This is a genomic window from Bacillus sp. MT94, assembly GCF_058792475.1.
The window spans coordinates 44211-63986 of record NZ_JBXAEZ010000003.1; the positions used below are offsets into that span (position 1 = coordinate 44211).

General features: G+C 37.4%; 22 protein-coding genes and 1 other annotated feature. Of the genes, 3 read left to right on the forward strand and 19 right to left on the reverse strand.

Annotation, left to right across the window (positions count from 1 at the left end; translation table 11 throughout):
* Positions 1 to 8: 8 nt before the first annotated feature.
* From hisI to ilvE, 16 genes are all read right to left on the reverse strand, one after another.
* The gene (gene hisI, locus AC1Q51_RS11900) at positions 9 to 314 is read right to left on the reverse strand and encodes a phosphoribosyl-AMP cyclohydrolase (protein WP_000803964.1); all 306 of its coding nucleotides are present in this window, start codon (positions 312 to 314) and stop codon (positions 9 to 11) included.
* On the reverse strand, positions 311 to 1069 hold the full coding sequence (gene hisF, locus AC1Q51_RS11905) for an imidazoleglycerol phosphate synthase cyclase subunit (RefSeq protein WP_023521478.1): 759 nt from the start codon (positions 1067 to 1069) through the stop codon (positions 311 to 313). Before hisF ends, hisI begins: the two co-directional genes overlap by 4 nt.
* On the reverse strand, positions 1063 to 1782 hold the full coding sequence (gene hisA / locus AC1Q51_RS11910) for a 1-(5-phosphoribosyl)-5-[(5-phosphoribosylamino)methylideneamino]imidazole-4-carboxamide isomerase (protein ID WP_000402295.1): 720 nt from the start codon (positions 1780 to 1782) through the stop codon (positions 1063 to 1065). Before hisA ends, hisF begins: the two co-directional genes overlap by 7 nt.
* A complete protein-coding gene (hisH, locus tag AC1Q51_RS11915; RefSeq protein ID WP_053564913.1) occupies positions 1755 to 2384 on the reverse strand; it encodes an imidazole glycerol phosphate synthase subunit HisH in 630 nt (209 codons plus the stop codon). Before hisH ends, hisA begins: the two co-directional genes overlap by 28 nt.
* Positions 2385 to 2969 (reverse strand): imidazoleglycerol-phosphate dehydratase HisB, encoded by a 585-nt coding sequence (gene hisB / locus AC1Q51_RS11920; protein WP_053564914.1) that lies wholly within the window; start codon positions 2967 to 2969, stop codon positions 2385 to 2387.
* Positions 2969 to 4258: a histidinol dehydrogenase gene (hisD, locus tag AC1Q51_RS11925; protein ID WP_098235491.1), complete on the reverse strand. Its 1290-nt coding sequence runs from the start codon at positions 4256 to 4258 to the stop codon at positions 2969 to 2971. Before hisD ends, hisB begins: the two co-directional genes overlap by 1 nt.
* An 11-nt stretch (positions 4259 to 4269) precedes the next feature.
* Positions 4270 to 4905, reverse strand: coding sequence for an ATP phosphoribosyltransferase (gene hisG / locus AC1Q51_RS11930; protein ID WP_029441809.1), 636 nt, complete (start codon positions 4903 to 4905; stop codon positions 4270 to 4272).
* Positions 4881 to 6143 carry an ATP phosphoribosyltransferase regulatory subunit gene (locus AC1Q51_RS11935; protein ID WP_492331521.1) on the reverse strand — a complete coding sequence of 421 codons (1263 nt, stop codon included), beginning with the start codon at positions 6141 to 6143 and terminating at the stop codon, positions 4881 to 4883. The genes hisG and AC1Q51_RS11935 overlap by 25 nt, the downstream gene beginning before the upstream one ends.
* A gap of 290 nt (positions 6144 to 6433) precedes the next feature.
* Entirely contained in the window at positions 6434 to 7036 is a 603-nt protein-coding gene (gene leuD, locus AC1Q51_RS11940; protein ID WP_098235490.1) for a 3-isopropylmalate dehydratase small subunit, read from the reverse strand.
* A complete protein-coding gene (gene leuC / locus AC1Q51_RS11945; RefSeq protein ID WP_097997924.1) occupies positions 7014 to 8408 on the reverse strand; it encodes a 3-isopropylmalate dehydratase large subunit in 1395 nt (464 codons plus the stop codon). The genes leuD and leuC overlap by 23 nt, the downstream gene beginning before the upstream one ends.
* On the reverse strand, positions 8408 to 9472 hold the full coding sequence (leuB, locus tag AC1Q51_RS11950; RefSeq protein WP_492331522.1) for a 3-isopropylmalate dehydrogenase: 1065 nt from the start codon (positions 9470 to 9472) through the stop codon (positions 8408 to 8410). The genes leuC and leuB overlap by 1 nt, the downstream gene beginning before the upstream one ends.
* Before the next feature lie 77 nt (positions 9473 to 9549).
* Positions 9550 to 11070 carry a 2-isopropylmalate synthase gene (leuA, locus tag AC1Q51_RS11955; protein WP_000809593.1) on the reverse strand — a complete coding sequence of 507 codons (1521 nt, stop codon included), beginning with the start codon at positions 11068 to 11070 and terminating at the stop codon, positions 9550 to 9552.
* Position 11071: 1 nt separating this feature from the next.
* Positions 11072 to 12082, reverse strand: coding sequence for a ketol-acid reductoisomerase (ilvC, locus tag AC1Q51_RS11960; RefSeq protein WP_492331523.1), 1011 nt, complete (start codon positions 12080 to 12082; stop codon positions 11072 to 11074).
* A gap of 26 nt (positions 12083 to 12108) precedes the next feature.
* A complete protein-coding gene (gene ilvN / locus AC1Q51_RS11965) occupies positions 12109 to 12618 on the reverse strand; it encodes an acetolactate synthase small subunit (protein ID WP_000822952.1) in 510 nt (169 codons plus the stop codon).
* A complete protein-coding gene (gene ilvB / locus AC1Q51_RS11970; protein WP_492331524.1) occupies positions 12615 to 14315 on the reverse strand; it encodes an acetolactate synthase large subunit in 1701 nt (566 codons plus the stop codon). The genes ilvN and ilvB overlap by 4 nt, the downstream gene beginning before the upstream one ends.
* Before the next feature lie 72 nt (positions 14316 to 14387).
* Positions 14388 to 14615: a binding site (T-box leader), on the reverse strand.
* 15 nt (positions 14616 to 14630) lie between these two features.
* A complete protein-coding gene (gene ilvE, locus AC1Q51_RS11975; protein WP_001005486.1) occupies positions 14631 to 15527 on the reverse strand; it encodes a branched-chain-amino-acid transaminase in 897 nt (298 codons plus the stop codon).
* A 414-nt stretch (positions 15528 to 15941) separates the two neighbouring features.
* Between ilvE and AC1Q51_RS11980 the strand changes: the two genes are divergently transcribed.
* Together AC1Q51_RS11980 and AC1Q51_RS11985 are read left to right on the forward strand one after the other, a co-directional pair.
* Complete coding sequence (locus tag AC1Q51_RS11980) at positions 15942 to 16181, forward strand: DUF3911 family protein (RefSeq protein ID WP_000752514.1); 240 nt, start codon at positions 15942 to 15944, stop codon at positions 16179 to 16181.
* 82 nt (positions 16182 to 16263) lie between these two features.
* Positions 16264 to 16503, forward strand: coding sequence for a YkuS family protein (locus AC1Q51_RS11985; protein WP_000101021.1), 240 nt, complete (start codon positions 16264 to 16266; stop codon positions 16501 to 16503).
* A gap of 352 nt (positions 16504 to 16855) precedes the next feature.
* On the opposite strand, the gene AC1Q51_RS11990 is transcribed toward AC1Q51_RS11985, so the two are convergent.
* Positions 16856 to 16945 carry a hypothetical protein gene (locus tag AC1Q51_RS11990; RefSeq protein WP_000608227.1) on the reverse strand — a complete coding sequence of 30 codons (90 nt, stop codon included), beginning with the start codon at positions 16943 to 16945 and terminating at the stop codon, positions 16856 to 16858.
* Between the two features lie 108 nt (positions 16946 to 17053).
* Positions 17054 to 17521: a GerW family sporulation protein gene (ytfJ, locus tag AC1Q51_RS11995; protein WP_090975920.1), complete on the reverse strand. Its 468-nt coding sequence runs from the start codon at positions 17519 to 17521 to the stop codon at positions 17054 to 17056.
* Between the two features lie 128 nt (positions 17522 to 17649).
* Between ytfJ and AC1Q51_RS12000 the strand changes: the two genes are divergently transcribed.
* Positions 17650 to 18024, forward strand: a complete 375-nt coding sequence (locus AC1Q51_RS12000) for a hypothetical protein (protein WP_000136546.1) — start codon at positions 17650 to 17652, stop codon at positions 18022 to 18024.
* Positions 18025 to 18059: 35 nt separating this feature from the next.
* Here AC1Q51_RS12000 and AC1Q51_RS12005 read toward each other — a convergent pair whose 3' ends face one another.
* On the reverse strand, positions 18060 to 19403 hold the full coding sequence (locus AC1Q51_RS12005; protein WP_492331525.1) for a TrkH family potassium uptake protein: 1344 nt from the start codon (positions 19401 to 19403) through the stop codon (positions 18060 to 18062).
* Positions 19404 to 19776: the final 373 nt, after the last annotated feature.

The following is a 19776-nucleotide window of genomic DNA, read 5'->3' on the forward strand; positions in this document are numbered from 1 at the left end:
GTATCCCCCTATATAATTTGATAGTGAAAACATGTCTTCTCCCCCGTATGACAAGCAGGTCCTACTTGTTTCACATTCACAACAATTGAATCTTGATCACAATCTAAGTATAGAGATTGCACATATTGAACATTCCCTGATGTTTCTCCCTTATTCCATAACGACTGCCTCGAACGAGAGTAAAACCATGTTCTTTTCGTCTCTAACGTTTTTTCATATGCTTCTTCATTCATATAAGCTAGCATTAAAACTTCTTTCGTACCTTCTTCGATGACAATTGCCGGTATTAATCCTTTTGAAAAATTAGGTTTCATAACCGCACCTCAACATTTGCATCTCTTAATTTTCGCTTTACACTCTGCACTGTCGCCTCACCATAATGAAAGATGGATGCCGCTAATGCTGCATCAACTGTTGTCTTTTGAAAAACTTCTATAATGTGATCCGTATGACCACAGCCTCCTGATGCGATGACTGGAATGGAAACACTTTTTGAAATTTCTTCTGTTAAACGAAGATCATATCCACTTTTCGTTCCATCTGCATCCATACTCGTTAACAAAATTTCACCCGCCCCGAGCTTAACAACACGCTTCGCCCATTCTATGGCATCCATTCCTGTGTCAACTCTTCCGCCGTTGACGTATACGTTCCATTTATCTTCTGCTACTTTTCTAGCGTCAATTGCCACGACAATACATTGTGATCCAAAGTGTTCTGCGCCCTCTTCGATTAGCTTCGGATTTCGCACTGCCGCTGAGTTTATTGAAACTTTGTCTGCTCCAGCTCTTAGTAAATTGTACATATCTTTCACACTTGAAATCCCCCCGCCAACCGTAAGAGGAATAAATACTTTAGCTGCTGTTTTTTCTACAACATCTATAATCGTTTTTCTTCCTTCATGAGTCGCTGTAATATCTAAAAATACGATTTCATCTGCCCCTGCCACGTTATATGCTTCAGCTATTTCAACCGGATCACCGACATCTTGTAATCCTATAAAATTTACACCCTTTACGACTCGCCCTTCTTTCACATCTAGACATGGAATAATTCGTTTCGCTAACATAACTTCGTTACCTGTAACACTTCTTCTAAATCAATCGTTTTCTCGTAAAGCGCCTTTCCAATTATGACACCATATATATTCATATCATTTAACTTTTTCACATCTTGAATAGATGCCACTCCTCCAGAGGCAATGAGACGAATGCCCACACTTTTTTGAAGTAACGCCAATTGTTCAAAATTTGGCCCTGCAAGCGTCCCGTCTTTCGAAATGTCTGTAAACACAATCGTTTGAACATCTAAACTTTCCATTTGTTTCGCTAAACTAATATAAGAAATTTCAGACAGATCAAGCCAACCTCTCGTTGCTACGAAGCCATTTTTCGCATCAATTCCAACAATGATTTTCTCTTTATATAGACGAACTGCTTCCTCTAAAAATGACTTATCATAAAGAGCTGCTGTTCCTAAAATCACTTTTTCTACACCTACTGACAATAACTTCTCCACCGCTACAAGTGAACGAATTCCTCCTCCCACTTGCACAGGAATACGTACCGCCTTACAGATTTTTTCAATGACGGGCAAATTTAACGACTCGCCAGCAATTGCACCGTCTAAATCAACAATGTGTAGTATTTCCGCTCCAAGCTTTTCAAATATGATTGCCTGCGCTACCGGATCTTCATTCATCACCGTTTCTTTACTAAACTCTCCTTGATAAAGTCTAACGCATCGTCCTTCTTTTAAATCGATAGCTGGGAAGATTTCCATGCTTCTACCACCCCTTGAAAATTTTTTAATATTTGCATGCCAATTTCACCACTTTTTTCTGGATGAAACTGTGCACCAAATACATTTCCTTTCGCTACAAACCCTGGTACTTGCATTCCATAATCACTTACTCCGCATACAATTTCATCTGGACAATCCGCGTAATATGAGTGAACATAATAAACGAAAGAACCATCCACTAATCCATTCCAAAGCGGAAATTCTCTTTCCTTCCTTAATTCATTCCATCCCATATGAGGAATTTTATACGAAACTTTTAACTTACGAATTTCCCCTGGTAGTAAACCTAACCCGCTACAATCTTTTAGTTCCTCACTTCGTTCAAATAAAAGCTGCATGCCCAAACATATACCGAGGAGAGGTTTTCCTATATCACAAACCTCTTTTAGTACACACACTAAATCTCTTTCTTCTAATACGTCCATCGCTTTCGGAAATGCACCTACTCCCGGTAAAATCACGCCATCGCTTCTCAATATCTCTTCTTTATCACTCGTTACAATGTACTCTGCCCCAATATATTTTAATGCTTGCTCTACACTGCGAATATTCCCCATTCCATAATCTATAATGGCAATCAATTACAACATCCCTTTCGTTGAATTTACACCAGTAATGTTGGCATTTTTTTCGACCGCTTCTCTAAGCGCTCTACCAAAAGCTTTAAATACTGCTTCAATTTTGTGATGCGTATTACTTCCGTATAGAACGCGCGCATGTAATGTAATATTGGCAGCATGTGCAACTGCTCTAAAAAATTCTTCCGTCAATTCTGTATCAAAATCCCCAAGCTTCGGATTTGTTAATTCCCCTTGAAATACACAATATGAGCGTCCACTTATATCAATTGCGACAAATCCTAAAGATTCATCCATCGGTACATACGCAGAACCGTAACGATTAATTCCCTCTTTGTTTTGCAATGCTTCTTTCAAGCAATTTCCGAGTACAATTCCAACATCTTCAACGGTATGATGTGCATCGACAAATGCATCCCCTTCTGCTTCAACTTGCAATCCAAATCTTCCATGTCTAGCAAATAAAGTAAGCATATGATCGAAAAAACCAACCCCTGTTTGAATAGATACATTTGTACTTTCATCAAGCTGCAAATTTAATTTAATTTTTGTTTCTGTCGTCTCACGTACTTGACTGGACTGACGCATTATTTTTCCTCCTCAAACCTTATTTGGATTGCTCTCGCATGTGCATGTAACCCTTCTTTATTTGCAAGCTCTACAATGTGATGCTGTACATTTTTTAATGCTTCCTCCGTATAAGAAATAAAACTTGATTTTTTCACGAAATCATCGACTGATAACGGAGAAAAAAATCTTGCCGTTCCGCTCGTTGGTAATACATGATTCGGTCCCGCTAAATAATCCCCGAGCGGTTCAGGTGCATATGACCCAAGGAAAATAGAACCTGCATGTTTCACATAATCTAGAGCATTCATCGGTTCTTTTATATGTAACTCTAAATGTTCTGGAGCAATTTCATTTGATAACTTTAGTGCCTCCTCTAAAGAAGGAACGATAAAGATGGCTCCATTTCTATTTATTGATTCACGTGCAATTTCACTTCTTGGTAACATTTCTAACTGTCTTTCTATCTCTTTTTCTACTTCTTTAGCTAGTTCCATATTCGTTGTAATACAAATCGCCGTTGCTCTCTCATCATGCTCTGCTTGCGATAATAAATCCGCTGCGATATATTTTGCATTACCTGTTTCATCCGCGACAACTACAATTTCTGATGGACCAGCAATCATATCGATATTTACTATTCCGTATACTTCTCGCTTCGCTAGAGCGACATACAAATTTCCCGGTCCAACTATTTTATCCACTTTCAGAATCGATTCCGTCCCGTATGCTAAAGCAGCAATTGCTTGCGCGCCACCTATCGTATAAATTTCATCTACTCCCGCAAGATTTGCAGCAGCTAATATATGCGGATCAATTCCTCCTTTCCTCGGCGGTGTTACCATTACAATCTTTTTCACACCTGCGAGTTTCGCCGGCAATACATTCATTAATACTGAAGAAGGATATGAGGCTGTCCCACCCGGTACATATACACCTACATTTTCTAACGGCCGAATGAGTTGCCCTCTAATTATGCCTTTACTTTCACAATCGAATATTGAGTGCTTCTTTTGCTTTTCGTGATACGAAACAATGTTTTTCTCCGCCTCTTTTAAAGCTTCTAAAAATGAATTCTCTACAAACATACTCGCTTGCTGTATTTCTTCTTCACTTACACGAAAATCTTTCATCTCTACATCATCAAACTTTTTTGTATAGAAAGATAAAGCTTCATCTTTCCCTTCCCTTACATTTCTAATGATTTCTCTTACACTTCTTTGAACAGTTTCTTCTATTATATTAGCGTTTTCTCTTAGCACTTTTACTTTAGATAATGCCTCCTTAAAGTCTTCATAAATGATTTTCATTTTAAGTCCTCCTATTTCCCTGATAAGATTTCTTGCTCCATCATATTTATAATACTGAATATTTCGTCTTTTTTAGTTTTTAAGGCTGCCTTATTTACAATCATCCGAGCCGATATAGAGTGCATTTCCTCAAATACAATAAGTCCATTCTCTTGTAATGTTTTTCCTGTTTCAACAATATCTACAATCGCATCTGCCAATCCAAGAAGAGGAGCGATTTCTACAGAACCTTCTATTTTAATAATTTCTACATCCTCTCCCTTATCATGAAAATAAGTAGAAGTAATATGCGGGTATTTCGTAGCAATTCTTTTCTTCCGGTAACTCTTCGGATTATACGTAGGAATAGAAGCAACACAAAACTTACAAATCCCCACTCCTAAATCCAGCATTTCATAAATATCTTTCTCGTTTTCCATTAAAATATCTTTTCCAACGATCCCAATATCAGCTACCCCATGTTCTACATAAGTAGCAACATCAACCGCTTTTACTAAAATAAATGAAACATTTGTATTTTTACTTTGAAATACAAGCTTCCGACCTTTATTTTTGAGATCGGAACAATCAATTCCAATCTGCTCAAAAAGTGGAATGACATGTTTTTCTAACCTTCCTTTCGTTAACGCAATTTGAATGTTACGCATGAAGCCTCTCCTTCTTTCTGGACTACCCATTTCTCATTCCATACATATTCCACTAAATATTCATTCTTTGCCTCAACGACCGTTCCTATTTTATTTTTTCTTGCAAATTGAAAGGTATCGCTTAAATTAGAGAATAGAGATAACCAAGCATTTTTCCCATCCTTTCGAAGTAAATTTCGTAACCTTTCTGCTTCCGCTAATCTATTTAAATCATAATGAATCACAATATCAATTTGATTTCGTTCATATGGTTCTTGCTGCTCTTGCAGCGCCTTCACAATTTGATTTACTTGTACCGCGAGTCCAACAGCTGGCAGCATTTCTCCAAAATTCCCAATTAGCTCATCGTATCTTCCGCCACTAACGATTTCTTCTCCAATTTCATATATATATCCTTTGAAAATAACACCCGTATAGTAATCTAAGTGTTGAATCATGCCCAAATCAATTGATATGTAAGAACCATATCCTAACGTTTCAATTGTTTCATACATTTCTTTTACTCTTGCAATTGCCATTTTCATTTCATTACTTGAAGCAAGCTTTTCTGCCTCCTCAATAACTTCTAAATTTCCAAATAGCCTTGGTAATTTCTCAAGTAATCTTACTGTCTCATCGCATCGATCTAATTTCTTTTCTCCGATAAAATTTGAGAGGGCAGCATAATTTTTACTTTCTATATACGTTCTAAGTACCCTTTCTTCTTCATCATGGATGGAGAGCTTTTTTACAATGCATTTATATAACTGTACTTGCCCAATCTCAATTGTAAAAGATTGCACCTTCAACTTTTGAAGTGCTTGAATGACACTTATTACACATTCAATTTCAGCTCTTACATTATCAATCCCGATAACTTCAATACCACTTTGTACGATTTCATTATATTTTCCAGAATGGGATTCATTCGCTCGAAATACATTCCCGCTATACGTCACTTTAAGTGGCGTATCCCATCTCTGTGTTCCAATCACTCTTGCTAAAGGAATTGTCATATCTGGACGTAAAACGATAATCCTTCCCTTTTCATCAAAAAATTTATACATCTTCTCTTCATCTATCGGTCTATTTTGAAATGCAAAAACATCATAAAATTCAATTGTAGGTGTTCTTATTTCCTCATAACCTCTCTCTAAAAAAGTAAGCCTTAATTTTTGCTCCACTTCTTCAATTAACGTACATTCTTCGAATAAATAATCTCTCGTTCCATTCGGGTTCGCCCGTTTCCATTTTGTCATCTAAATTTTCACACCTTTCCCCTTCTAATGTATGCCTATTTCATTCACCTAAGCCGAAAATAAAAAGAGCCCTGTAGACAAAATACCTACAAGGCTCTTCAGTAGAGTGTAGGTACAACGGGAATAACCCTTGTACCTACACGTTTTCACGCTAGGTTCAAGGGTTTCATGTATGATGATGTAGTTGTGTAAGCATTGTAATAGATTTTATTGTATTCATAATACTTACTCCCTTTCTCCTCTGATTTTCACATAGTATATAACAGTTAATTTTGAATGTAAATACATTTTTAATATTCCGTCACTTTTTTTAAATGTAAAGCCACTTTTCTTTCATACTCTTTTATTTCTTGTTCATATTGCATTGTAATACTAATTTCATCTAAACCATTCAATAACTTCTCTTTCCACATTTTCTCGATTGTAAAATGGAATCTGTGCATATTCGTTATAATTATTTCATTTTCTAAATCAACTGTGATTTGTTCCCTCGCATCTGTTTTTGCAAGTTGTTCACGCATATCTTTGTCCATTACAATCGGTAACATGCCATTCTTCATACAATTCATATAAAAGATATCGGCAAATCCTCCAGCGATAATAACGCGGAAACCATAATCAGCAAGCGCCCATGGAGCATGTTCTCTAGAAGAGCCACATCCAAAATTATCACCTGTGATTAATATGCTGGCTCCTTTTCTTTCTTGCGCATTAAGCGGGAAATTAGGGTTTTCTTGGCGATTATTATCATATCGCCACTCATCAAATAAAAACTTCCCAAACCCAGTTCTTTCAATTCTCTTTAAATATTGCTTCGGAATAATTTGATCTGTATCAATGTTATCATTCATCAGTACTGCGGCAGTACCTTTATGAATACGAAATGGCTCCATCATAACTCTCCTTTCTAATATCAACAAAATGACCATGTAACGCAGCCGCTGCCGCCATTGCCGGGCTAACTAAATGCGTTCGTGCTCCCTTTCCTTGTCTTCCTTCAAAATTGCGATTTGACGTAGAGGCACAATGTTCTCCTTCAGGCACTTGATCTGGATTCATACCTAGACACATTGAGCATCCGGGCTCTCTCCATTCAAATCCAGCTTCTTCAAATATGCGATGTAATCCTTTATGCATCGCTGCTTCTCTTACCCTTTGAGATCCAGGTACAACAAGTGCTCGCACACCTTCTTTTACTTTTTTACCTTTCACGACAGATGCAGCAATTTCTAAATCAGAAAGCCTAGAATTTGTACAAGATCCAATGAAAACATGTTGAACTGGAATGTCATACGTACTTTGTCCGGGACTCAACCCCATATAAGAAAACGCTCTTTCGTCATTTGCATCATGCTTTTCTGGCAATTTCTCATCGATCCGAACACCCATACTAGGATTTGTTCCCCACGTAACGTACGGTGCTAAATCCGTAACATCTACTAGAATATGTAAATCATAAACTGCATCTAAATCTGTATAAAGTTCTGACCATTTTTTCTTAATAGATTCATAGTCTTTCGGTGCATATTTACGCCCTTTTACGTAAGCAACCGTTTTTTCATCTGGTGCAATAATGCCAGCCTTTGCTCCCCCTTCAATTGCCATATTGCAAAGCGTCATCCTCTCTTCCATATCCATAGCATGAATGGCCTCTCCGTAAAATTCCATTACGTAACCTGTTCCAACTGCTACTCCGTACTTTGAAAGAAGGTGTAAAATAATATCTTTCGCATAAACACCTTGCGGTAACTTTCCTTTTAACTCAATGCCCATCGCTTTCGGCTTTCGTTGCCATAACGTTTGCGTTGCCAATACATGTTCCACTTCACTCGTACCAATACCAAACGCTAGTGCGCCAAAAGCACCGTGTGTTGCTGTATGACTATCACCACAAACAATCGTTTTTCCTGGCTGTGTGAGTCCAAGTTCTGGTCCTATAACATGAACGATCCCTTGCTCTTCATCTCCGATATCCGCTAATGGCACCTGAAATTGTTTACAGTTTTCCCGAAGTGTATCTAGTTGCTGTTTCGCAATGCGGTCGGTAATATTCCAAACATCTTTCGTTGGAATATTATGATCCATCGTTGCAAATGTTAAATCTGGTCTGCGGACTGTTCGATTTGTAAGCCGCAAGCCTTCAAAGGCTTGCGGTGACGTTACTTCATGAACAAGATGTAGATCGATATATAATAAATCCAATCCATTTTCATTTGTCGCAACTACATGTCTTTCCCAAAGCTTATCTAGTAACCTTTTCCCCATTATCTTCCTCTCCCTACTAACGCTTGCTCTTCCATTTCTTGAATAACTGCCTTTGTAAATGAAGTTGTCGTTTCAGTCCCCCCGATATCTGCTGTACATTTTCCAGATTTAAGGACTGCAGAAACTGCTTCTTCAATTGCACATCCTTCTCTCGTTAATCCGAACGATTGCCCAAGCATCATTGCAACAGAACGCATCATCGCAATTGGATTCGCCTTATTTTTCCCCGCAATATCCGGTGCTGATCCGTGAATAGGCTCGTATAATGAAGGCCCCTTTTCAGCGTGACTTGCTGATGGAAGCATTCCTAATGATCCAGCTAATACTGAAGCCTCATCACTTAAAATATCACCAAATAAATTTTCCGTTACAATAACGTCAAATCTTCCTGGATTCCGAATTAATTCCATAGCCGCTGCATCTACTAAAATGTGTTCTACTTCCACATTTGGGTAGCGAAGTGCTACTTCTTCTGTCACATTTCTCCATAGTTTACTAGACTCTAAAACATTCGCTTTATCAATAGATGTTACTTTTTTCTTCCGCTTATTTGCTAATTGAAAGGCATACGAAACGATACGTTCAATTTCATGTCGATGATACGTAAGTGTATCTGTCGCCACTTCTTCCGTTCGCTCTTTCGGATAAGAAAAATAAATTCCGCCTGTTAATTCACGAACGACAACGAAATCAATTTCATCAGCATTTTTTAATGGTGATAAATGTGCAGTTGCACTTTCTACCGTTACAGGGCGAACATTCGCAAATACACCGAGTCCTTTTCTTAATGCTAATAATCCTTTCTCAGGCCTTTCTTTCGCACTATCCCACCTTGGTCCACCTACTGCTCCAAGTAAAACCGCATCACTCGCTAAACAGGCGGCAAGTGTTCGCTGTGGTAATGGTTGCCCAGTTAAATCGATAGCAACACCACCAAAGTACTCATCTTGCAAATGAAAATGATGTCCATATAGCCTTTCTACCATATGCAATAATTCCTTCGCACTTTCCATAACTTCTGGACCAACACCATCACCAGCTAAACAAACGATACGTTTTTCCATTTTTAACACTCCTTTTAACTGAATTTTCAGAACTTTTATTTGATAGGTGAGGAAAGCTTCTCTCACCTATCAAATATTTATTTCACAAGCGCTATAAGAGATTTTAATTTCCCTGCTGCATGGACATAAGCTCTCGCCGACGCTTCCAATACGTCTTGCGCAACTCCGAAACCTGATATTTGGTGACTACCTTCTTTTAATTCAACATGAACGTGAGCAAGTGCATCTTGACCTTGTGTAATAGATTGTATGCGATAATCTGCCAATTCACATTCTAATCCTAAAATTCTTTGAATCGCATTGTATATCGCTTCAATACTACCAGAACCAGTGGCTGCATCTTCATATACATTTCCTTCCTCATCCTTCAGCACAACTGTTGCGCATTGTGTACTATTTGATACGAAATGCACTTGTAATTGCGTAATGTTATATTGCTGGGCTGCAAATGCTGCTTCACCAAGCATAATTGCGCGTAAATCTTCCTCAGTAATTTCCTTTTTACGATCCGCCAATTTTTTAAATGCTTCGAATGCCGCATCCCGCTCTTCATTTGTAAATTCATAACCAAGCTCTTTCATTTTTTCCGTAAACGCATGACGGCCAGAATGTTTCCCAAGTACAAAGAGATTTTGAGATTCTCCTATAAGCGCTGGTTCGATAATTTCATAAGTTGTTACTTCTTTTAGAACCCCATCTTGGTGGATGCCTGATTCATGAGCAAATGCATTCGCTCCAACGATTGCTTTATTTTTCGGTACAACCATACCCGTTAACCTGCTTACTAATGTACTCGTTGCCTTAATCTCTTTTAAAGTCATCGAAGGTTCTGCTTTATAAAAATCTTTTCTAATATGAAGAGCAACCGCAACTTCTTCTAACGCTGCATTCCCTGCTCTTTCTCCAATGCCATTAATCGTTCCTTCTACTTGCAATGCTCCGCCTTCAACCGCAGCTAACGAATTTGCTACTGCCATACCAAGATCGTCGTGACAATGACAAGAAAAAATCGCTTTTTCATATGATGGAACGGATTCTTGTAAGTATTTAAAAAGAGAATAATATTCTTCCGGATTCGTATATCCAACTGTATCCGGAATATTAATTACATTCGCTCCTGCGCGAATCGCAGTTTCTACTGCTTCAGCTAAAAATGCTCTCGATGTTCTTGTCGCATCTTCTGCAGAAAATTGTACTGTCGGAAATAATGATTTTCCAAGCGTAACCGAACGATGAATACTATTTAACACATCTTCTTTTGACATACAAAGTTTATATTTCATATGAATATCACTCGTAGCTAGAAATACGTGTAGACGAGGAGATACAGCACCTTTCACAGCTTCATATGCTCTTCGAATGTCACTTTCTTTCGCTCTAGCTAAACTCATAACCGTAGCATTTTGAATTGTATTCGCGATGCGTTTTACCGATTGGAAGTCACCTTCGGAAGCTGCCGCGAATCCAGCTTCCATTACATGAATACCAAGCCTCTCTAATTGCCTAGCAATTTGTAACTTCTCTTGTTCATTTAAATTTACTCCTGGTGATTGTTCGCCATCACGAAGCGTTGTATCCATGAACAAAATCTGCTTCATATTATTTAATCCCTACCTTTACTCGCGGCTGTACGAAAGGCATCATTTCACGTAATTTACGTCCTACTACTTCGATTTCATGTTCATTCTCTTTCTCATTTGTCGCGTGGAAATTTGGTCTTCCTGCTTTATGCTCTGCAATCCAGCCTCTTGCAAATGTACCATCTTGAATTTCTGCTAATACTGCCCCCATCGCTCTCTTCGTATCTTCAGTAACAACGCGTGGTCCTGATACGAAGTCTCCCCACTGCGCTGTATCTGAAACTGAATATCTCATATTTTCAAGTCCACCTTCATACATAAGGTCAACGATTAGCTTCAGTTCATGTAAACATTCAAAATATGCAAGTTCAGGCTGGTATCCCGCATCAACTAACGTTTCAAATCCTGCTTTTACAAGTGCAGTTACTCCGCCGCAGAGTACAGCTTGCTCTCCAAATAAATCTGTTTCTGTTTCTTCTTTAAACGTCGTTTCTAATACACCAGCTCTCGTTGCTCCAATTCCGTCAGCATAAGAAAGTGCTTTTTCAGTCGCAACTCCTGTTGCATCTTGATATACTGCAAATAATGCAGGAACAGCCCCTCCCTCGGCGAACGTACGGCGTACGAGATGCCCCGGTCCTTTTGGCGCTACTAGAAATACATCTACATTAGCTGGTGGTTTTACTTGATCAAAGTGAACATTAAATCCATGTGCGAACACGAGAGAGTTTCCAGCCTGTAAATTTGGTGCAATTTCAGCTTCATATACTTCTGGTTGTAATTCATCAGGTAATAGAATCATTACTACATCAGCTTTTTCCGCTGCTTCTGCTACTGTATATACAGAAAACCCATCTTCATTCGCTTTATCCCAAGACTTACCTTTTCTTAAACCTACTACTACATCAAATCCGTTATCACGTAAATTTTGCGCATGCGCATGACCTTGCGAGCCATATCCGATGATTGCTACTTTCTTTTCCTTTAATACATTTACTGTTACATCTTTCTCATAATAAACTTTTGCCATTTTCATTTCCCCCTATATTTAAATGATTATTGAATTAACATAACTTGCTTATCTTGTTTTTTCATACTACGTGTAAATGCTGTTACACCTGTTCTAGCAATTTCTTTTAAACCGTATGGACGAAGTAATTCAATTAACGCTTCTACTTTATCTTGCGTACCTGTTACTTGCACAACTATGGAATCCTTCCCAACATCTATTACAGCGGCTCGAAATGGTTCAATTAAACTATATAATTCTGCCCTCGCTACAGAAGTTGCTACTTTAATAAGAGCAAGCTCTCTAGCAATCATTGCTTCTTCTGTAATATCTGATACTTTCAGAACATCGATTTGCTTATGAAGTTGTTTAATTAACTGCTCAACTTGCTGTTCACTTTCAACGTGTACAACAATCGTCATTCGCGATATATCTGATGATTCTGTATGACCTACTGAAATACTTTCAATATTAAAATGTCTTCGTGTCATAACCCCTGTAATTCTGTTTAACACACCACTTTGATTTCGAACTGTCGCTGTAACAATTCTCTTCACCCTTTTTCCACTCCCTCCATTTGGTGAACACCTTTTCCTGGCGCAACCATCGGCATAACCTTCTCTGATTGAAGTACACGACAATCGATTACGACTGGCTCTTGTAATTCGATCGCATGCTGGATTTGCTTCTTTGCAAGAAGTGGATCGTCAATACGAACACCTTTTATACCATACGCATTCGCAAGAGTGACGAAATCTGGTTGGCATGGCAATAAAGAATGTGAATATCTTTGATTGTAAAATTCATCTTGCCATTGTCTTACCATTCCTAAAGCTTCATTATTTAAAATAAATACTTTAACGGGTAAAGCGTGTTCTTTTAATACACTTAATTCTTGCAGAGTCATTTGAAACCCAGCATCACCAACAATTGCAATAACTAGTTCATCTCGCTTTGCAATTTGCGCACCGATTGCTGCTGGAAATCCGAACCCCATCGTTCCTAATCCGCCAGAAGTTACCCATTTATCTGGATTTTTCAACGGATAGTATTGTGCTGCCCACATTTGATGTTGCCCAACGTCTGTTGTTACAATCGCTTCTCCTTTCGTGATTTCATATAGCATATCAATCGCGTATTGAGGTTTAATACTTTCAGAATTTCGTTTATAAGAGAATGGATACTTTTCTTTTCTACTCTTTAATAAAGAGAGCCATTCATGATGATTTTCTTTCTTTCCTTCTGATTGAAGCAATACTTCTAACGCCTGCTTAGCACTTGCAACAATAGGAATCTCTGTTGGCACATTTTTCCCGATTTCTGCTGGATCAATATCGATATGTGCAACAGTCGCCCCTTTAGCAAAAAAAGCTAAATTCCCAGTAAGACGATCGTCAAATCTCGCACCTATATTAATGAGTAAGTCGCATTCATATAACGCCATATTGGCTGTGTAAGAACCGTGCATTCCCCCCATCCCTAGAAATAGCCCATCATCTGGCGGAAAACCACCAAGTCCAAGTAACGTATGCACAACAGGGATTTCATATTTACGGGCAAAACTTGTCAATTCTTTCGAAGCTTTCGCATGCAGTATACCTGCTCCAGCTAAAATTAACGGTTTTTTTGCGGTTTCAATTGCTTGTAGTAATTTGTTTATTTGAAGTAGATTCGGTTCATAATTAGGGTTATATCCTGGTAAATCCATTTGTACATTGCTACATCGCTCACCTTTCTCGACTACCATATCTTTCGGAAGGTCAATAACGACTGGTCCTGGTCTTCCTGTTTTAGCAATATGAAATGCTTCTTTAATAATTCGAGGTAAATCTGAGGCCTTTCGCACTTGATAGTTATGTTTTGTCACTGGCATCGTAAGTCCCATAATATCCGCCTCTTGAAAAGCATCGCTCCCAATTAACGTTGTTGCTACTTGGCCTGTAAATACAACAAGTGGCAATGAATCAATCATCGCATCCGCTAGACCCGTAATTACATTTGTAGCACCTGGTCCACTCGTTGCAATTACAACCCCTGGGTTCCCTGTAATTCTGGCATACCCTTCAGCAGCGTGAATTGCCCCTTGCTCATGCCTTGTTAAAATATGCGGAATTTCACAATCATACAGTGCATCATAGAGAGGTAAAACGGCACCACCCGGATAACCGAAAATCACTTTTACGCCTTCCTTTTCTAGCGCTTCTAACAATAGCTGTGCACCAGTTGCCAGTTTCTCTTCCGTTTTTGAAGACATTGTTCTTATAAGCCCCCTTTTTCAAACTTTTATACAATAAAAAAATCCTACGTCCACACTCCAGCTATGTGCTGAAGGGACGAAAGATTTCGCGGTACCACCCTTCTTTGCAAGAATACTCTTGCCTCAGTGATCCATAAATGGATCTAGCTAATAACGGAGCTACCGTCTAAGCCTAGACAAATGCTTTAGCTTAGCACTCAAGGGCGATGTTCGTCGACGTGAACCATCGGTTTTCAGCAACCACCGACTCTCTGTGAGGCTTCACAATCAACTACTCCTCCCTATCAACGCTTTCTTATGTTAAAAAAGTTGTTATCCAACTTTATTTTCTTCGTAAATTTTCTCTCCATCTTCTACAACTAACTTACGAAACTCTTCTAATAAACGGTTCGTATGTGGACCTGTTTGCCCTAAGCCAATCGTTCTACCATCTACTGTCGTAACAGCAATAACTTCAGCAGCTGTTCCTGTTAAAAACACTTCATCAGCTACATATACATCATGTCTTGTAAATAACTCTTCTCTTACGTCATATCCAAGTTTTTCGCCGATTTCTAAAATGGCGTTTCGTGTAATACCTTCTAACGCTCCAGCAGAACTTGGTGGTGTAATTAATTTATTTCCTTTAACAATAAACACGTTATCTCCTGAGCCTTCAGCTACATATCCTTGATCATTTAACATAAGTGCTTCTTGTACTCCAGCTAATTTCGCTTCAATACGAACTAAAATATTGTTTAAGTAATTTAAAGATTTTACTTGAGGGGATAAAACATCGGGACGATTTCGGCGCGTTGCAACTGTTACAACTGGAATCCCTTTCTCATAATATTCTTGTGGGAATAAAGATAATTGTTCTGCAATTACTACTACATTCGGCTTCTTACATGAATCGGGATCCAATCCAAGATTTCCTGCTCCTCTTGATACAACAAGGCGAATGTATCCATTAGATAATTTATTTTGTCGAATCGTCTCAACAACAATATTTGTTACTTCATCTAATGAATATGGAATTTCTAAAAGGATTGATTTTGCTGATTCATACAACCGGACAAGATGCTCTCTCAAACGGAAAACATTACCGCTATAAACTCTAATTCCTTCAAACACTCCATCGCCATATAAATAGCCATGATCATATACTGAAACTTTTGCCTCATCTTTTGGAACAAATTCTCCATTTAAGAAAATCCATTGCTCATTCACTAGAAGCGCCTCCTATGTTCTATGAATTTTTTATTGTTTCCTAGTTTACTCTCCTTTCTAAATAAATCAAGTGAATTTTTAGAAAATTTATAATTTTTAATCGTACGTACTTCTTTACTTATATTGATTTAACAACATTGTTAACGTTTACAAAAAGTCAAAAAATTTTTTTCGCCAATTTCCACTAAAAAAATATTTGTTTAAAAGAAGGATTTTCATCAATTGATACGAATCTATTGTATTCAATAAACGGACGTCCGATTTTATAAATCCGGGAATATATAACGACTTTTGCTGAAAAAGGGGGGAAATAACAAAAATAGCGCTGTCTAAAAATAACATTCATATTTTTCATTTCGTAATCATAATCCTATTTTTAAAAAACAATTTGTCAAAATGAAGGAGGAAATAAATATGGCGTGTGTACAAATTAAAGGAACGAGACAAGAGGTAGTAGAAATGCTGCAATTATTTGATCTAATGGATACGAAAGGTTTTTGTAAATTCGATAATTACGTAGAGGTAGAACCAAATACGCAAGAACATAATCATTTTATTGCTTCAATCGACATCCATTCAAATACTTCTTCTGCCCAAGATACATTAAACGATCAATTCGTTAGTCAAATGCTTACTGGCGTATATAACGACTAAACAAAGATTTACTTCCTACCGTCTTTTCATAAATGCAGTGAACTTGAGCATACTAGCAATTAGATGGTAGGAGGTGAGAATTATGGCTAGAATTGGCGTTGAAAACTCATTAACAGACGTTCAACAAGCTCTTCAGCAACAAGGTCATGAAGTTGTTACACTTAACTCAGAACAGGATGCACAAGGGTGTGATTGTTGCGTTGTAACTGGGCAAGATTCTAATGTGATGGGCATTGCAGATGCATCAATTAAAGGATCAGTCATTACAGCTCACGGTTTAACAACGGATGAAATTTGTCAACAAGTTGAAAGTCGCACTTAAAAAATGAAAGAGGACTCCTTTTAAAAGGAGTCCTCTTTTTTATATTCACCTAACGGGAAAGTAACATATACTGGATGAAAGCCCTACCTCTCTCTCATCATTACGGTTCCACTGACCGCTCCTTGATTCACTAGTATACATATATAGCTTACAAATACAATTTATAGGGTTTGTTCACAAAAGTTGTTGATAAAATTACCCGATCTTTCGCAAACTTTTCGTATTGCATTCATAAGAGATATTTACTTTACACTAGCTGTAACCGAGACACGAATTAAAATTATAACACCAATACAATAGCTTGTCAATATTTTTCCGCAAATTAAAAACAGACATTAACGGTTTGTCTGTTTTAGAATGGAGCTTTTTCTTTTATTACATATACAACAAAGCCGCTTACTAACATAAATAAGCCAACTACTAAGTTTTTGATATTAATCATAAATTCCTCTCCCTTATTCCACACATCATATATATTTACATTTCAATTATTCCGATCATCCTAAAGCGCACTTTTTCTAATATATCATAATTCCTAAAAAATGCAAGTTCACTTTTGACGACCATTCACAAATTTATCTACAGTGCTTGGTACAGTGTTTAAAGCCTTTTCAATTAAATGTGTACTGCTGTTGAGATGTAATACTTGCACCCCATTAGAACCAACTACTAAAAAAGCTACTGGACTAATAGAAACCCCAGCCCCGCTTCCTCCTCCAAATGGATGCCCTTGCTTGTTCTCTTTATGCTGATTTTGCCCACCGTTATGTTTTTCAGTAATGAAACCCCCTTTAAAATCACTTCCACCAGCTCCAAAACCAAAAGCCACTTGAGATACTGTTAATACAACATTTCCGTCAGCTGTTGAAACCGGGCTCCCAACAATTGTATTTACATCTACCATCTCTTTTAAATTTGTCATTGCCGTTTTCATTAAATTTTCAATTGGATGTTCCATTATGTATTGCACCCTTTCCTCATTATTCCTTTTTATAATTTCCAAAATAGAGGAAGTCATACTAACTTTTCCTATTTCAAGAAAACATTTTCCTCCTTTTAATAGATATTACTGCCCGTTAATGCGGGATAAAATAGAAAAAGAGATACATACTACTATTGAACCTTGTTATGAAAGGAGCCATGACTTTGACTGAGAAATTTGATGATTATAAAAGAAGAGATAGAATAGATAGTGATTATAGTGACTATAAAGAAGAGTATGCCGCTGAGGTTGCACCACAACGCATTGATTATGATTACGATGATAAAGACGATAAAGATGTTGTAAAATCGTCCGCTGCTGGATCAACTGCTGGTTTTATCGCTCTTGCGCTATCTATCTTATCGCTATTTACATTCCCAACACTATTTGGTCTTGTTTCTGTTTTACTCGGTATTTACGCTTATAATCGCGGAGCTACTGTAACTGGCGGTATCGCTGCAGTTGTCGGTGGGATTGCTGCACTTATCGCAATTTTATTCCGAGTAGCACTTATTGGTTTATTGTTCTCCCTTTTCTAAAAAAGAAAAAGGTATCTCGCTTAACGCGGGATACCTTATCCTGTAAACACATCTTCCGATGGATATTTTATTTTTTGTTTTGCTGGTCGCGCTAAAGAGAACACAAGTGTTAATGGTCCAATTAATCCGCAGAACATAACAAACATAATAATACATTTTCCGAATGCCGATAGCTTTGCAGTAATTCCCATCGTTAATCCGACTGTACCAAACGCTGATATTGTCTCAAATAATAATTGAATAAAGCTGAAGTTTTCTGTAAGCATTAATATAAATACCACTGCAAAAATAAGTATTTGACTGGCAACAGCAATCGCTAAGGCCCTCGTTACTGTCGACATTTTAATTGTACGCTGAAATAAAACAATTTCCTCCTTTTTTCTAAAGAAAGAAAGGACAGATGTAATTAAGATAACAAACGTTGTTAATTTAATTCCTCCACCTGTTGATACACTTCCTGCACCAATAAACATTAAAATCATCGTAAATAATATAGATGATTCTTCCATACCTCCATAGTCAACCGTATTAAATCCAGCTGTCCGCGGGGTAATACCTTGAAAGAAGGAAGCCCATAGTTTTTCATTTAAAGATAAATTCCCTAACGTCTTCACATTATTATATTCCAATACAAAAATTACAATCATTGCTATAACATTTAGCACTACTGTTCCAATAATCATTATTTTTGAGTGAAGTGATAATTTTCGAAAACTGCGACTATACCATATATCAATTAATACGGTAAAACCGAGTCCACCTATTACAATTAAAGAGCAAATCCCAATATTAATAATGGGATCTCCTACATATCTTGTTAAATTATCTGGCCATAAAGCAAAGCCTGCATTATTATAAGATGCAATTACATGAAAAATACTATAGTATAAACCTTTTCCAAAACCAAACTCTGGAATAAAGCGAAACGATAAAAAGATGACCCCAATAAGCTCAATACAAATCGAAAATATAAAGACACGCTTTACTAATTTTACAAGACCACCTATATTTGTTTGATTAAACGCTTCTCCAATTAATAAACGATGGCGTAATCCGATTTTTTTGCCTAATACCCAAACAATTAAAATGGCAATTGTCATAAGACCTAGACCACCTGTTTGAATTAAAAACATAATAACAATTTCGCCAAACATCGTAAATGTACTTGCTGTATCCACTACTCCCAAACCAGTTACGGTCGCTGCTGACGTTGCTGTAAAGAAAGCATCTACCCAACTAATTTGTGCTTTCGTTGCGAATGGTAACTTTAATAACAAACCGCCAACCACAATTAAGCAGAAAAAACCTAACGCTAATATTTGTGGTGGGTTTAATCGTATAAGACGATTATACAGCCCTTGTTTTTTTGTTACTTCCATATCACTAACTCCCTTATTAAAGTGAAGCTTTCCCCTCATAAATAAAAAGCTTTTTAAAAGCCCTTAAAGAATTGGGACAAACCTTATATTCTTATAATATAGTTGAGCATAATCCTTTTTTTCATAGATTACAACTTTTATTTATATTCAGACTTCTTTTTCTTTTATGCTGGAAAACTATATATCCTAACTCAATATTGCTAGCAATAACAATTTCATATGTACTATTTTTCAAATCCCCATATCTTTCACTCTATGTTCACATAGAGGTCACATTCACCTTTTATAGTATATGTATCGAAGCTGTTCCTCCCTAATTTATAAGACATTCCCCAGTGTCTTTGAATAGCTTCCATCCCTAATTAAATTGACA

Excerpts from the sequence above, each read along its gene's own strand:
- AC1Q51_RS11980 (WP_000752514.1), top strand. The coding sequence starts at position 15,942 with ATGGCGTGTGTACAAATTAAAGGAACGAGACAAGAGGTAGTAGAAATG.
- AC1Q51_RS12005 (WP_492331525.1), bottom strand. The coding sequence starts at position 19,403 with ATGGAAGTAACAAAAAAACAAGGGCTGTATAATCGTCTTATACGATTA.
- leuD (WP_098235490.1), bottom strand. The coding sequence starts at position 7,036 with ATGGAGCCATTTCGTATTCATAAAGGTACTGCCGCAGTACTGATGAAT.
- hisF (WP_023521478.1), bottom strand. The coding sequence starts at position 1,069 with ATGTTAGCGAAACGAATTATTCCATGTCTAGATGTGAAAGAAGGGCGA.
- hisI (WP_000803964.1), bottom strand. The coding sequence starts at position 314 with ATGAAACCTAATTTTTCAAAAGGATTAATACCGGCAATTGTCATCGAA.
- AC1Q51_RS11935 (WP_492331521.1), bottom strand. The coding sequence starts at position 6,143 with ATGACAAAATGGAAACGGGCGAACCCGAATGGAACGAGAGATTATTTA.
- AC1Q51_RS11985 (WP_000101021.1), top strand. The coding sequence starts at position 16,264 with ATGGCTAGAATTGGCGTTGAAAACTCATTAACAGACGTTCAACAAGCT.
- ilvC (WP_492331523.1), bottom strand. The coding sequence starts at position 12,082 with ATGGCAAAAGTTTATTATGAGAAAGATGTAACAGTAAATGTATTAAAG.
- leuB (WP_492331522.1), bottom strand. The coding sequence starts at position 9,472 with ATGGAAAAACGTATCGTTTGTTTAGCTGGTGATGGTGTTGGTCCAGAA.
- ytfJ (WP_090975920.1), bottom strand. The coding sequence starts at position 17,521 with ATGACTTCCTCTATTTTGGAAATTATAAAAAGGAATAATGAGGAAAGG.
- leuC (WP_097997924.1), bottom strand. The coding sequence starts at position 8,408 with ATGGGGAAAAGGTTACTAGATAAGCTTTGGGAAAGACATGTAGTTGCG.
- ilvB (WP_492331524.1), bottom strand. The coding sequence starts at position 14,315 with ATGTCTTCAAAAACGGAAGAGAAACTGGCAACTGGTGCACAGCTATTG.
- hisG (WP_029441809.1), bottom strand. The coding sequence starts at position 4,905 with ATGCGTAACATTCAAATTGCGTTAACGAAAGGAAGGTTAGAAAAACAT.
- hisA (WP_000402295.1), bottom strand. The coding sequence starts at position 1,782 with ATGGAAATCTTCCCAGCTATCGATTTAAAAGAAGGACGATGCGTTAGA.
- AC1Q51_RS11990 (WP_000608227.1), bottom strand. The coding sequence starts at position 16,945 with ATGATTAATATCAAAAACTTAGTAGTTGGCTTATTTATGTTAGTAAGC.
- leuA (WP_000809593.1), bottom strand. The coding sequence starts at position 11,070 with ATGAAGCAGATTTTGTTCATGGATACAACGCTTCGTGATGGCGAACAA.
- hisB (WP_053564914.1), bottom strand. The coding sequence starts at position 2,969 with ATGCGTCAGTCCAGTCAAGTACGTGAGACGACAGAAACAAAAATTAAA.
- hisD (WP_098235491.1), bottom strand. The coding sequence starts at position 4,258 with ATGAAAATCATTTATGAAGACTTTAAGGAGGCATTATCTAAAGTAAAA.